Genomic DNA, 12,658 nt, shown 5'->3' with positions numbered 1-12,658 from the left:
CATAACACCGCGCCGGCCGGCCTATTCCAGCCCGGCCCAATTGCGCCAAACGGCTGATTTTGCTCGCGAACATTCGGGCTGTACCGGGCCGGGGCGGTGGTGTAGGTCGGGGCTTCCATTCTGGCCGAGAGGAAGTGACATGGCGACTGGTTCGGGGCTGATGCAGGGCAAGCGCGGGGTGATCCTCGGCGTGGCCAACAACCGCTCGATCGCCTACGGCATCGCCAAGGCCTGCCGCGAGCAGGGCGCCGAAGTGGCGCTGACCTATCAGGGCGACGCCCTGAAGAAGCGGGTCGAGCCGATCGCCGCCGAACTCGGCGGGCTGGTGCTCGGCCATTGCGACGTCACCGACGCGGCGACGATCGACGCGGTGTTCGACGTCCTGAAGGAGAAATGGGGCAAGATCGACTTCGTCGTCCACGCCATCGCGTTCGCCGACAAGAACGAGCTGGACGGCCGTTACATCGACACCTCGGAAGCCAACTTCTCCAAATCGATGCTGATCTCGTGCTACTCGCTGACGGCGATCGCGCAGCGCGCCGAGAAGCTGATGACGGACGGCGGCTCAATCATCACGCTGACCTACTACGGCGCCGAGAAGTGGATGCCGCACTACAACGTCATGGGCGTCGCCAAGGCGGCGCTGGAAGCCAGCGTGCGCTACCTCGCCGCCGACCTCGGCGAGAAGGCGATCCGCGTCAACGCGATCTCGGCCGGCCCGATCAAGACGCTCGCGGCTTCGGGCATCGGCGACTTCCGCTACATCCTGAAATGGAACGAATATAACGCGCCGCTGCGCCGCACGGTGTCGATCGAGGAGGTCGGCGACAGCGCCTTGTACTTCCTGTCCGACCTGTCGCGCGGCGTCACCGGCGAAGTCCACCACGTCGATTCCGGCTATCACATCGTCGGCATGAAAAACCCCGACGCCCCGGACATCTCGCTCGGCGGCAAGGATTGACGAAGCCTTCTTATCGCGGGCCCCAATCTCCGTCATGCCCGGGCTCGTCCCGGGCATCCACGTCTGCGGGCGCACGCTGATAACAAGAACGTGGATGGCCGGGACAAGCCCGGCCATGACGGGTCGATAGACTTCGCTCTCACAACTGATCGAACCATGCCTACCATCTACTTCATCCGCCACGGCGAGACCGACTGGAACGCGACCGGTCGTTATCAAGGGACGCAGGACATTCCGCTCAACGACAAGGGGCGGGGGCAGGCGCTTGCGGCTGGCCGGTTGCTCGCCGACGTGCTGACCCGCGACGGGCGCGCGGTTGCGGCGCTGTCCTATGTGTCGAGCCCGCTCGGCCGCGCCCGGGTCACCATGGAACTGGTGCGCGGCGCGCTCGGTCTGCCGGCCGAAGGCTACGCCACCGATGAGAGGCTGCGCGAAATCACCTATGGGGCCTGGGAGGGCTTCACGGTCGAACAGATGCAGGCCTCCGACGCGCAGGTCTACGCCGCGCGCCATGCCGACCGCTGGAACGTGGCGCCGCTGCGCGGCGAGAGCTACGCCGACCGCATTCCGTTCATCACCGATTGGGTCAACTCGCGGACCACCGACACCGTCGCGGTCGGCCATGTCGGCACCGCCCGAACCCTGATGGTCGCCTGCGGCGTGAAATCCCCGGCCGAAGCGCTGGAAGGCCTGATCCTGCAGGGCTCGGTCTACGTCTTCCGGGACGGGGCGATGGAGATCGTGAGCTGAGGTTTCGAACCCTCTCCCCTTGTGGGAGAGGGTGGCTTCGCGCAGCGAAGCCGGGTGAGGGGGCGCCGCGCGCTCGGCGCCCCCTCATCCGGCACGGACTGCATCCGCGCCACCTTCTCCCAGGAGGGGAGAAGGAAGAAGAAGGTCGGTTTGACCCCATTTGGCCGGCGCGTTACCACACCGGCGCAATTCTTAAAGGCAGCCCGCGCCATGTCGTTCAATACCTTCGGCCATCTGTTTCGCGTCACCACCTTCGGCGAGAGCCATGGGGTGGCGATCGGCTGTGTGGTCGACGGCTGCCCGCCGCTGATCCCGCTGACCGAAGCCGACATCCAGAGCGATCTCGATCGCCGCCGGCCGGGCCAGTCGCGCTTCACCACCCAGCGCCAGGAAGCCGATCAGGTGAAGATCCTGTCCGGCGTGATGGCACATCCTTCGACCGGCGAGCAGGTCACCACCGGCACGCCGATCGCGCTGCAGATCGAGAACACCGACCAGCGCTCCAAGGACTATTCGGACATCCAGAACAAGTATCGCCCCGGCCACGCCGACTTCACCTACGAGGCGAAATACGGCATCCGCGACTATCGCGGCGGCGGGCGCTCCTCGGCACGCGAGACCGCCACCCGCGTCGCGGCCGGCGCGGTCGCCCGCAAGGTGATCGCCGGCATGACCGTGCGTGGCGCGCTGGTGCAGATCGGCCCGCACAGGATCGACCGCGCCAAATGGGACTGGGACGAGATCAGCAACAACCCGTTCTTCTGCCCGGACAAGGATGCCGCCGCGCTGTTCGCCGATTATCTCGACGGCATCCGCAAGGCGGGCTCGTCGATCGGCGCGGTGATCGAGATCGTCGCTGAGGGCGTCCCGGCCGGGCTCGGCGCGCCGATCTACGCCAAGCTCGATGCCGATATCGCCGCGGCGCTGATGAGCATCAACGCCGTCAAGGGCGTCGAGATCGGCGACGGATTCGCCAGCGCCGAACTCACCGGCGAGCAGAATGCCGACGAGATGCGAATGGGCAATCATGGCCCGAGCTTCCTGTCCAACCATGCCGGCGGCATCCTGGGCGGCATCTCCACCGGCCAGCCATTGGTGGCGCGCTTCGCCGTCAAGCCGACCTCCTCGATCCTGACGCCGCGCAAGACGGTCGACCGGTCAGGCGCCGACACCGAGATCCTGACCAAGGGCCGCCACGACCCCTGCGTCGGCATCCGCGCGGTGCCGGTCGGCGAAGCCATGGTCGCCTGCGTGCTCGCCGACCACCTGCTGCGCCAGCGCGGCCAGGTCGGCTGAAGCGCCGATCCACCCGGGGACCTGCCATGAGCGGCACCCCGGTGCCAATTGCGAGCCGTCCGGCTAGGATGGCCGGATGCAATCACAACAGTTTCACGACCTGATCGACTGGCTGATCGACGGCGCGCGCTCCGAGCCGGAGCCGGTCGCCATGATGACGCGCACCTGCGAGCGGCTGGTCGAGGCCGGGCTGCCGCTGTATCGTGTCGGCGTCTTCGTCGAGACGCTGCATCCGGACATTTACGGCTACGGCTTCGTCTGGCGTGAGGGGCAGGAGACCGTCACCAGCGAAACCACGGTGGATGTCGAAAGCCTGGAAGAGTATCAGCGCAGCCCGCTGAAGCTGATGTACGACAGCGCCGCCGAAGTGCGCTTCCAACTCGACAGCGCCGCCAGCCGGGCTTTTCCGTTTTTCGACGACATGCGCAGCGAGGGCGTCACCGATTATCTGGCGCTGCCGCTGATGTTCATGGACGGCAGCGTCAACGGCGTCAGCTTCACCACGCGGCGGCCCGGCGGGTTCAGCGCCGCCGACCTGGTCGCGCTGCGCCGGCTCGCCGGCCCGCTAGCGCGGCTGATCGAAGTGATCAGCTTGCGCGAGATCGCCACCACGCTGCTCGACACCTATGTGGGCAACCGCGCCGGCGCGCGGATTCTGGCCGGGCAGATCCGACGCGGCCATACCGACACCATGCGGACCGCGATCTGGCTGTCGGATCTGCGCGGGTTCACCGCGCTCTCGGACCAGCTTCCACCCGAGGTGATGGTGAAGCTGCTGAATGCTTACTTCGACTGTCAGGTCGGCCCGATCCTGCGCCATGGCGGCGAGGTGCTGAAGTTCATGGGCGACGGCCTGCTCGCTGTGTTTCCGATCTCCGCCGATGGCAGCGACGAGGCCGACGTCTGCGCGCGGATGCTGGCCGCCGCGCATGAATGCCGCGACACCGTGGCGGCGATGAACTACATCGACGGCAACCACGTCATCGAGCGCTTCCGCTTCGGCGTCGCGCTGCATGTCGGGCAGGTGCTGTACGGCAATATCGGCGGTGGCAACCGGCTCGACTTCACCTGCATCGGCCCCGCCGTCAATCTGGCCGCGCGGCTCGAGCGCATCGCCGGCCGCCTCGGGCGCACCGTGGTCGCCTCGACCGACTTCATCGGCCTGTGCGCCGACGGTTTCGTCGAACTCGGCGAATTTCCGATCCAGGGCCTGCCGCATACCGAACGCGTCTACGGCCTCGAAGTCGAGACTCTGCAGGCTGCCGAGGGGCTGTAAGTTCACGCCGCGCGGCCGCTGCCCTCAATCCTCATCCCACCATGGATACTGCGGCGGCATGTCCTGCGAGACCTTGCCGGGAAACGCCGGAGCGCGCTTCTCGAAGAACGAGGCGACACCTTCGCGGACGTCGGGATGACGGCCACGCTCGATCGACATCGCGCCGTCGATCGCCAGCACTCCGTAAGGGTCGGGAGCACCGGCGAACCGCCACAGCATCTGCCGGGTCAGCGCGACCGACACCGGCGAGGTCTGTTCGGTGAGTTCGCGCGCGATCTCCTTGGCGCGGTCGAGCAACTGCTCCGGCGTGGTGAGTTCGCTGACGAGGCCGCCGCGGAGCGCTTCCTCCGCCGCGAAGGTGCGGCCGGAGATCGCCCAGCGCAGCGCCTGCGGCAGTCCGACCAGCTTGGGCAGGAACCATGCGCTGCCGGCTTCGGGGACGAGGCCGCGTTGCGCAAAAATGAACCCGATCTTGGCGCCGGTCGCCGCGATGCGGACATCCATCGGCAACGTCATGGTGATGCCGATGCCGACCGCCGGACCGTTGATCGCGGCGATCGACGGCTTGCGGCAACGGAAGATCGCATCGACGAATCCGCTGCCCGATCGCGGCGCGCCGCTGGTCAGCCGGTTGCCGAACACGCCGGCGCCATGTGCGCCCGAGGTGTCGAAGCTGGCGGCGCCGCCCGAGACGTCGGCGCCGGCGCAGAACGCCCGGCCGGCGCCGGTGACGATGATGGCGCGGACGTCATCGTCCACGTCGGCGTCGCGAAACGCCGCCTCGATTTCGCTGCCCATGGCGCCGGTGTAGGCGTTCAGCTTGTCGGGCCGGTTCAGCGTGATGATCAGGATCGCGCCGTCCATGCTGCAGGTGATCTGTTGGTAGCTCACGGTGTCCGTCCTGAAAGATGAGAGCAGTGTGCTCGATTGGCGCCGTCAGATCGTGCGACCGGCGTCGCGCCAGAACGGCTCCTTCAGCTTGCGCTTGAAGATCTTGCCGGTGTCCTCGCGCGGCAGCGCGCTGGCGAATTCGATCCGCTTCGGGATCTTGTAGCCAGCGAGCCGCGGCTTCAGCTCGGCGCGGATCGCTTCGGCGCTCAGCACCTCGCCGATATCCGGCTGGATGAAGGCGCAGACGGTCTCGCCGAAATCCTCGTCGGGAATGCCGAACACCGCGCAGTCGGCGATGCCGGGCACCTTCATCAGCTCCGCCTCGATCTCCGCCGGATAGACGTTGGTGCCGCCGAAGATGATCATGTCGCCGGCGCGGCCCGACAGGTACAGATAGCCGTCCTCATCGAAGAAGCCGATGTCGCCGGTCGCCACCAGATCGCCGCGCGCCGACTTGGCCCGCTTGGCCGGATCGCCGTGGTAGGTGAATTCCGGAAAGCGCTCGCGGCCGCAGACCACTTCGCCGCTCTGCCCCGGCGGCAGCACGCGGCCCTCCGCGTCCATGATCACTACGGTGCAGCCGTCGAGCCGGCGTCCCACCGTGCCGGGATGCGCCAACCATTCGTCCGCGGTGCAGTTGGTCACCGCGCCGACTTCAGTGGAGCCGTAGTGCTCGGTGATGATCGGACCCCACCAGTCGATCATCGCTCGCTTGACGTGCGGCGGGCAGGGCGATCCGACGTGCATGACGTGGACCAGGCTCGACAGATCGTAGCGCGCGCGTGTTTCCGCCGGCAGTGCCAGCAGCCGCACGAACATCGTCGGCACGACGAGAGCATGGGTGACGCGGTGCGCCGCGATGGTCGCCAGCATCCGCTCGGCGTCGAAGCGCGGTTCGACCACGAGGTTGGTGCCCATGTTGTAGAACGAATACATCCAGCCGTTCGGGCTGGAGTGATACGCTGGACCCGGGATCAGCAGCGTCGCGTCGCCGAGCCGATCCTCCCAGCCGATCAGGCCGCCGACCGTGCGCATCATCTGCTGGCTCGCCGCAGCCTGCTCCGGCGTCGGCGGCTGGCGGCGGACACCCTTGGGATGGCCGGTCGTGCCCGAGGTGTAGATCATCGAACCCGGCGAGGTCGGGAACGGCGGCTGCGCCGGCGCGTGCTGCATCAGCCAGTTCTCGAAGGCCCGCAGCCCAGGCGCGACGGCCGCTGCTTCGTCACTGACATGGTAGTCCGCGCGCAGCATCGGCGGCGTTTCGGCGACCAGCACCTCGACGCCCTCGGGGATCGCCTGCTGCACCGCGCGCCAGAGATCGGCGTGGATCACCAGCACCTTCGCGCCGGAATTCTCCAGCACGTAGCGGGCTTCCTCCGGCGTGTTGTGCCAGTTGACCGGCACCACATAGGCGCCGCACAGGCCCGCGGCCAGCGCGGCTTCCATCAGCGCGAAATCGTTGCGCATATAGACCGCGACGACGTCGCCCGCAGTCACGCCGAGCTTGGCGTAGCCGGCCGCCGCGCGACGCGCGCGCTCATCGATCTCGGTCTTGCTCTTGACGAGGTCACCGATCCTGACCCACGAAGTCATGCGCCGTGCTCCTGCTGCTCAGCGCCCGGTGAACACCGGTTCGCGTTTTTCGAGGAAACTGCGGACACCTTCACGGTGGTCCTCGGTCTCGAACAATTTGTAGATGGTCTCGATCGCCCAGCTGCCGGTGTCCCGCGCATTCTGCTGGCCGGCGCGGCGCAACCCTTCCTTCATGTAGCGCAGCGCCAGCGGCGAATTTTTCGCGATACGTGCCGTCAGCGCCATCGCCGTCGGCATCAGCTCGGCGTGCGCGGTGACTTCGCCGACCAGCCCGATCCGTGCAGCCTCGTGCGCGTCGATGACGTCGCCTGTGTAGAGCAGCTCCGCGGCCTTGGCCGGGCCGACGATCGCCGGCAGCCGCAGCAGGCCGCCGACGTCGCAGATCAGGCCGCGGCGGATGAACAGTTCGGCGAATTGCGCCCGTTCGGATGCGAGGCGGATATCGGCGTACAGCGCCAGCTCCATGCCCCATCCCACCGCCGAGCCGTTGACGGCCGCGATCACCGGCACGTCGCATTCCAGTGCCGCCATCGCGGCGGGCGTCGGCGGCCGGCGTACCATCGGCGGCGCGGCTTTCTTTTCGCCGGTCATCATCTCCTTGACGTCCTCGCCGGAGCAGAACGCCGGATCACTGCCGGTGACGACGACGCAGCGCACATCGAGATCGGCAGAGGCCGCGCGAAACGCCGACTCCAGTTCGTCATAGGCGCGCCGGTTCAGCGCGTTGCGCCGCTCGGGCCGATCGAGGCGGATCAGCGCGACGTGGTCGGTCACCTGATAGACCAGGCATTCGAAATCCTGCGGCGCGATGGCCGGTCGTGCGCTCATGATCCATTCCTGTCGATGAGGGGCGGAGGCGAGGCGGCGCTCAATCCTGCGACGCCGGCTGCAACACGGTCTCGGTCATCACCGGGCCGACCTTGTCGAAGGTCTTGCCGTTGAAGCGCAGCAACTGCATCTGCGTGATCGGAAAGTAGTTGTCGGGGCTGGTGTTGACGGTGATGCCGTCGAACAGCAGTCCGAATTTGAGCCCCTTGAGATTCGCCGCCTGCTTCATGATGTTGGCGCGCGAGACGTCGTCGCCGCATTGCTCGATGACCTTGTGCATCACCTGCGAGGCGAGGAAGCCGTAGGCGTTCTGGCCGTTGGCGACGTCGCCCTCCGGATTGTAGGTCTTCATGAAGGTCAGATATTCCTGCACGCCGGGGTCGTCGGCGTACCGCGGGTCGAGCGGCTCCTTGATCGAGGTCGCGGTGATCAGGCCGGTGGAATTGTCGAGGCCGGCCGGCTTGAACACCGTGGCGATCGAGGCCGCGGTGGTGTTGATGAAATGCACCGGCTTCCAGCCGAGTTCGGCGACGCGGCGGATCGCCAGCGCGCCGAAGCGCGGCGTCGAGAAGTTGACGAAGATGTCGGCGCCCGAGGCTTTCAGCTTGCTGATCTGCGAGTCGATGGTCGGGTCGGAGCTGTCGTAGGCCGCCTCGGCGATGATCACGGTCTTGGCCTTGGCGCCGAGCGCGTCCTTGAAGCCGCCGTAGATGTCGCGGCCGTAATCGTCGTTGGGGTACAGCACCGCGACCTTGCCGTCCGGGTAGTTCGCCATGATGTGGCGGGCGTAGATCGCGCTTTCGATCCGGTAGACCGAGGTGGAAAAGCCCATCGTCCAGGGGAAGTTCTTCGGGTCGCCGAATTTCGACGCGCCGGTCGCCGACAGCAGTTGCGGCACCTTCTTGATGTTCATGTACTTCATGATCGCGGCGTTCGACGGCGTGCCGACCGCCTGGAAGATCGCGATGACCTCGTCCTGCTCGACCAGCTTGCGGGCCTGTTCGACCGCCTTGGCGGGGCTGTAGGCGTCGTCATAGGAAAGGAACTGAACCTTGCGGCCGTTGATCCCGCCCTGTTCGTTGACCATCCGGAAGTAAGCGGCCTCGGTCTTGGCGAAGGCGCTGTAGGCCGATGCCGGGCCGCTGTAGGGCGCGATATTGCCGAGCTTGATGTCGGGCTTCGCCGTCTGCGCGGTCGCCATGGTCGAGGCCGTCGCCAACACCACGCCGGCCATCAGGGCACAGATCATCGGCCGCAGACGCGGCATTTCGCGCAGACGCATGGCGTATCCTCCCGATCGTGCGGTGTCGCGACGCCGCGCGGCGCGCCCGCTTTTTTATAACGTGATATAAGTTTTTCGGGGTGTCAATCGACCATTATGGTGGCGGCGATCAGCAGCGGCGGATGGATTCGATGAGCGGCCGGCGAGAAACGGCAAAGGCGGAACGGCGGTCGCGGATCGTTCAGGCGGCGCGCGATCTCATTCGCGAGACCGGCGATCCGGGGCTGTCGATGCGATCGCTCGCGGCCCGCGCCGGCGTCAGCCTGGCGACGCCCTACAATCTGTTCGGCTCCAAGCGGGCGGTGCTGGTCGCGGTGCTGGAAGACATCGAAGGCTTCGGCACACGCTTCGCCCAGCTGCGCACGCTCGATCCGCTCGACCGCATCCTCGGGGCCGCACGATTGGCGGTGAGTTACTACGAGGCCGATCCGGCATTCTATCGCGCGCTGTGGGCCAGCATTCTGGCGGCGTCCGGTTCGGAGGAGCGCGGCGCGATCTTCAATCCCAAGCGGCACGATTTCTGGCTGCGGCTGCTCGACGACGCCGTCGAGGCCGGGCTTTTACTGCCGGAGATCGACACCGCGCTGCTGCTGCGCAACCTCGACTACACGTTTCGATCGGTGATGCTGCATTGGGTGATCGCAGAGATCGAGCTCGAGGACATCCAGCCGGCGGTCGGCTACGGCTACGCCCTGGCGCTGCGCGGCGCCGCGACGGCTGCCGGGCAGAAGGCGATGTTGAGGCGGCTGGCGACTTACGGCAAACGCGCCCAGCCGGCGCAAGGCGGCAAGCTGGCGGCGAAAGCACGCGCCCGCTTGCGCGACGAAGCAGCCGGATAACTCCGCCCGCCGCTATTCCTCCGGCTCGGTGGTGAACAGCAGCGGATAGCCCTTGGCGCGGCCGGCGTCGGTGGCGCGGGTTGCCTTGGTTTCGGCGACGTCCTTGGTGAACACCGCGACCACGCAGACGCCGCGCTGATGCGCGGTCAGCATCACCTTGGTGGCCTGATCCTCGGTCATCCGGAACTCGGCCTTGAGGATGTGCACCACGAAGTCGCGCGGCGTGAAGTCGTCGTTGACCAGGATCACCTTGTGCAGCTTCGGCCGCTCGACCTTCGGCTTGGTCTTGGTGGCCCGCCGCGTGACGACATCGATATTGCTCATGAGCCTTACACCGTGGTGGATCGCTCTCAGTTTACAACTCCGGGGCCGCGCGCGAAACCTGCGCGGCGCCTCGCTCTGCGCATTTTCGGTGCAGTGGCTGTTTGTTCGCGCGGCCTGGCTGCTAGCAAGTGACTGAAACGTGATCGCGGCGGAACCGGCTTTGCGGTTGCGCCTCCGGTCCGGCATGTCACCATCGTGTCATCCTCGAGCGGAGGCGTGCGATGCGGTGGATCTCGATCGGCACGATGGCCGCCGCCGTCACGGCGGCCGGGATGGTGGCGGGGCTTGCCGCGCCGAACCGCATGCCGCAACTCGCCGACCGCATTGACGATTCCAAGACGGTCGATGTCGAGCTGGTGCTCGCCGTCGACGTCTCCTACTCGATGGATGTCGACGAGCTCGCGGTGCAGCGCGAGGGCTATGCCCAGGCGATCCGCTCCAGCGATTTCCTCAAGACGCTGAAGACCGGGCCGACCGGCCGCATCGCCGTGACGTATTTCGAATGGGCGGCGTCGGGCGATCAGAAGATCATCCTGCCGTGGCAGGTGATCGAAGGCCCGGAGTCCGCCGACGCGGTCGCCACCGAGATCATGAACGCGCCGCTGCGCCGCGCCTCGCGCACGTCGATCTCCGGTGCGATCAATTTCGCGGTGCCGCTGTTCGATCAGAACCCGTATCACGGCCTGCGCCGCGTCATCGATATTTCCGGCGACGGCCCCAACAACAACGGCGAGCCGGTGACCCTGGCGCGCGACGCCGCGGTCGAGAAGGGCATCATCATCAACGGCCTGCCGATCATGGTGAAGGAGCCGTCGTACTCCACCATGGATATCGAGAACCTCGATTATTACTACGAGGACTGCGTGATCGGCGGCCCCGGCGCGTTCGTGGTCACGATCAAGAGCCGCGACAAGTTCAAGGAAGCGATCCACACCAAGCTGGTGATGGAAGTCGCCGGCCTGACGCCGCCCGGCCGCATTGTGCCGGTCGCCGAACAGGACCGCACGCCGCGGGTATCATGCCTGGTCGGTGAGAAGATCTGGCAGGACAGGTGGGGACGGTAGTGAGTGTTGCATTCTCCCCGTCGTTCCGTGACGCGCGGAATGCAACTCCGCGTCCGTCATTACGGGGCGCGGACGAAGTGAGCGAACCCGGAATCCCGCTGCGTTCTGCGAGACGGTAGACACGCGCGAGCCGCGCGTGCGGCGGATGCAGGGACAGTGCCCGTTGCAGATTTCGGATTCGCTCCGCTTCGCTGCGCGCCCCGGAATGACGGAGGCGGTGGGGCATGACGAGGCGTTCCGCCAGGAAGCGGACGCGCCGTGCGCGTCCGCTGTGGTGAGACGAGCCGTCAGGCGGCGGCGCGGAAGATGGTTTCGATCTCGGTTTGCGTCGCCTGCTTCGGATTGGTGAAGCCGCAGGCATCCTTCAGCGCATTGGCGGCGAGAATCGGCACGTCGGTCTCCTTCATGCCGAGCCCGCCGAGGCCCGCCGGAATGCCGACATCGGCCGACAGCCGCTGGATGGCGTGGATGGCGGCGTCGGCGCCTTGCGCGTCGGACATGCCGGTGATGTCGACGCCGAGCGCGTGGGCAACGTCCTTCAGCCGGCCGGCCGCGACCTGCGCGTTGTAGGCCTGCACGTGCGGCAGCAGCACCGCGTTGCAGACGCCGTGCGGCAGATCGTAGAAGCCGCCGAGCTGATGTGCCATCGCGTGCACATAGCCGAGCGAGGCGTTGTTGAACGCCATGCCGGCGAGGAAGCCCGCATAGGACATCGCCTCGCGGGCGGCGAGGTTCTGTCCCTCGGCCACCACCGTCCGCAGGCTATTCGAGATGATCGACATCGCTTTCAGCGCGCAGGCGTCGGTGATCGGCGTCGCGGCGATCGACACATAGGCTTCGATCGCATGGGTCAGCGCATCCATGCCGGTGGCGGCCGTCAGGGCCGGAGGCTTGCCGAGCATCAGTACCGGATCGTTGACCGACAGCAGCGGCGTGGTGTGGCGATCGACGATCGCCATCTTCACCTGACGCTCCTCGTCGGTGATGATGCAGAAGCGGGTCATTTCGCTCGCCGTTCCGGCGGTGGTGTTGACGGCGATCAGCGGCAGCTGGGCGTGCGCCGACTTGTCGACGCCTTCGTAGTCCTTGATGCTGCCGCCATTGGTGGCGGTGAGCGCGATGCCCTTGGCGCAGTCGTGCGCCGAGCCGCCCCCGAGCGAGATCACGCAGTCGCAGTTCTCCTGCTTCAAGAGCGCGAGCCCGTCCTCGACGTTCCTGATGGTCGGGTTCGGCTTCGCGCCGGGGAAGATCACGCTGCCCACGCCGCGCTCGACCAGCATCGAGGCGATCTGGTCGGCGACCCCGAGCTTGTGCAGGCCACTGTCGGTGACGATCAGCGCGCGCTTGAAGCCGCGGGACTTGGCGTGGTCCGCGGCGCTCGACACGCAGCCGGCGCCGAACAGGTTGAGGGAGGGAATGAAAAAGGTCGTTGCGGTCATTGGTGCTTCCTTCCATGCGTTTGTTTTGAGGTTGGTGGTCGATAAGCGCTCCGGCCGGACGAATGCGCCGGCTCGGATGCGCTCGGTACTTCAGGGCAAGGCCCTGCTGTCCGGA

Annotated in this window: 12 protein-coding genes; 6 read left to right on the top strand and 6 right to left on the bottom strand. The window is 66.7% G+C overall.

The window, feature by feature from the left end:
* The first annotated feature begins 139 nt into the window (after positions 1-139).
* The 4 genes from fabI (at position 140) to LPW26_RS09495 (ending at position 4,283) form a co-directional block, all read left to right on the top strand.
* The gene (gene fabI, locus LPW26_RS09510) at positions 140-961 is read left to right on the top strand and encodes an enoyl-ACP reductase FabI (RefSeq protein ID WP_238734597.1); all 822 of its coding nucleotides are present in this window, start codon (positions 140-142) and stop codon (positions 959-961) included.
* A 156-nt stretch (positions 962-1,117) separates the two neighbouring features.
* On the top strand, positions 1,118-1,711 hold the full coding sequence (locus tag LPW26_RS09505; protein ID WP_238734596.1) for a histidine phosphatase family protein: 594 nt from the start codon (positions 1,118-1,120) through the stop codon (positions 1,709-1,711).
* A gap of 210 nt (positions 1,712-1,921) precedes the next feature.
* A complete protein-coding gene (aroC, locus tag LPW26_RS09500; protein WP_238734595.1) occupies positions 1,922-3,007 on the top strand; it encodes a chorismate synthase in 1,086 nt (361 codons plus the stop codon).
* A gap of 76 nt (positions 3,008-3,083) precedes the next feature.
* Positions 3,084-4,283 (top strand): adenylate/guanylate cyclase domain-containing protein, encoded by a 1,200-nt coding sequence (locus LPW26_RS09495; protein ID WP_238734594.1) that lies wholly within the window; start codon positions 3,084-3,086, stop codon positions 4,281-4,283.
* Positions 4,284-4,307: 24 nt separating this feature from the next.
* On the opposite strand, the gene LPW26_RS09490 is transcribed toward LPW26_RS09495, so the two are convergent.
* Genes LPW26_RS09490 through LPW26_RS09475 form a run of 4 tightly spaced genes read right to left on the bottom strand, consistent with a single transcriptional unit; the run spans position 4,308 to position 8,862 of the window.
* Positions 4,308-5,174 carry an enoyl-CoA hydratase-related protein gene (locus tag LPW26_RS09490; RefSeq protein ID WP_319942174.1) on the bottom strand — a complete coding sequence of 289 codons (867 nt, stop codon included), beginning with the start codon at positions 5,172-5,174 and terminating at the stop codon, positions 4,308-4,310.
* Positions 5,175-5,219: 45 nt separating this feature from the next.
* A complete protein-coding gene (locus tag LPW26_RS09485) occupies positions 5,220-6,767 on the bottom strand; it encodes an acyl-CoA synthetase (protein WP_238734593.1) in 1,548 nt (515 codons plus the stop codon).
* 18 nt (positions 6,768-6,785) lie between these two features.
* Positions 6,786-7,595 (bottom strand): enoyl-CoA hydratase/isomerase family protein, encoded by an 810-nt coding sequence (locus tag LPW26_RS09480; protein ID WP_238734592.1) that lies wholly within the window; start codon positions 7,593-7,595, stop codon positions 6,786-6,788.
* 40 nt (positions 7,596-7,635) lie between these two features.
* A complete protein-coding gene (locus LPW26_RS09475; RefSeq protein WP_406677315.1) occupies positions 7,636-8,862 on the bottom strand; it encodes an ABC transporter substrate-binding protein in 1,227 nt (408 codons plus the stop codon).
* Positions 8,863-9,008: 146 nt separating this feature from the next.
* Between LPW26_RS09475 and LPW26_RS09470 the strand changes: the two genes are divergently transcribed.
* Positions 9,009-9,716 carry a TetR/AcrR family transcriptional regulator gene (locus LPW26_RS09470; protein ID WP_238734589.1) on the top strand — a complete coding sequence of 236 codons (708 nt, stop codon included), beginning with the start codon at positions 9,009-9,011 and terminating at the stop codon, positions 9,714-9,716.
* A 12-nt stretch (positions 9,717-9,728) separates the two neighbouring features.
* On the opposite strand, the gene clpS is transcribed toward LPW26_RS09470, so the two are convergent.
* Positions 9,729-10,040 carry an ATP-dependent Clp protease adapter ClpS gene (gene clpS / locus LPW26_RS09465; RefSeq protein ID WP_238734588.1) on the bottom strand — a complete coding sequence of 104 codons (312 nt, stop codon included), beginning with the start codon at positions 10,038-10,040 and terminating at the stop codon, positions 9,729-9,731.
* A gap of 221 nt (positions 10,041-10,261) precedes the next feature.
* Here clpS and LPW26_RS09460 point away from each other — a divergent pair, with 221 nt between their 5' ends.
* Positions 10,262-11,104, top strand: a complete 843-nt coding sequence (locus tag LPW26_RS09460) for a DUF1194 domain-containing protein (protein WP_238734587.1) — start codon at positions 10,262-10,264, stop codon at positions 11,102-11,104.
* 287 nt (positions 11,105-11,391) lie between these two features.
* On the opposite strand, the gene yiaY is transcribed toward LPW26_RS09460, so the two are convergent.
* The gene (gene yiaY, locus LPW26_RS09455; RefSeq protein WP_238734586.1) at positions 11,392-12,543 is read right to left on the bottom strand and encodes an L-threonine dehydrogenase; all 1,152 of its coding nucleotides are present in this window, start codon (positions 12,541-12,543) and stop codon (positions 11,392-11,394) included.
* Positions 12,544-12,658: the final 115 nt, after the last annotated feature.

The sequence above is a fragment of the Rhodopseudomonas infernalis genome, from assembly GCF_022271405.1.
In the GTDB taxonomy this organism is placed as follows: domain Bacteria; phylum Pseudomonadota; class Alphaproteobacteria; order Rhizobiales; family Xanthobacteraceae; genus Rhodopseudomonas; species Rhodopseudomonas infernalis.
This window is presented reverse-complemented; position numbering and strand designations above follow the sequence as displayed.

Bases quoted from the DNA above. Each gene is read 5' to 3' on its own strand.
- fabI (WP_238734597.1), top strand. From the start codon at position 140: ATGGCGACTGGTTCGGGGCTGATGCAGGGCAAGCGCGGGGTGATCCTC.
- LPW26_RS09505 (WP_238734596.1), top strand. From the start codon at position 1,118: ATGCCTACCATCTACTTCATCCGCCACGGCGAGACCGACTGGAACGCG.
- aroC (WP_238734595.1), top strand. From the start codon at position 1,922: ATGTCGTTCAATACCTTCGGCCATCTGTTTCGCGTCACCACCTTCGGC.
- LPW26_RS09495 (WP_238734594.1), top strand. From the start codon at position 3,084: ATGCAATCACAACAGTTTCACGACCTGATCGACTGGCTGATCGACGGC.
- LPW26_RS09485 (WP_238734593.1), bottom strand. From the start codon at position 6,767: ATGACTTCGTGGGTCAGGATCGGTGACCTCGTCAAGAGCAAGACCGAG.
- LPW26_RS09480 (WP_238734592.1), bottom strand. From the start codon at position 7,595: ATGAGCGCACGACCGGCCATCGCGCCGCAGGATTTCGAATGCCTGGTC.
- LPW26_RS09475 (WP_406677315.1), bottom strand. From the start codon at position 8,862: ATGCCGCGTCTGCGGCCGATGATCTGTGCCCTGATGGCCGGCGTGGTG.
- LPW26_RS09470 (WP_238734589.1), top strand. From the start codon at position 9,009: ATGAGCGGCCGGCGAGAAACGGCAAAGGCGGAACGGCGGTCGCGGATC.
- clpS (WP_238734588.1), bottom strand. From the start codon at position 10,040: ATGAGCAATATCGATGTCGTCACGCGGCGGGCCACCAAGACCAAGCCG.
- LPW26_RS09460 (WP_238734587.1), top strand. From the start codon at position 10,262: ATGCGGTGGATCTCGATCGGCACGATGGCCGCCGCCGTCACGGCGGCC.
- yiaY (WP_238734586.1), bottom strand. From the start codon at position 12,543: ATGACCGCAACGACCTTTTTCATTCCCTCCCTCAACCTGTTCGGCGCC.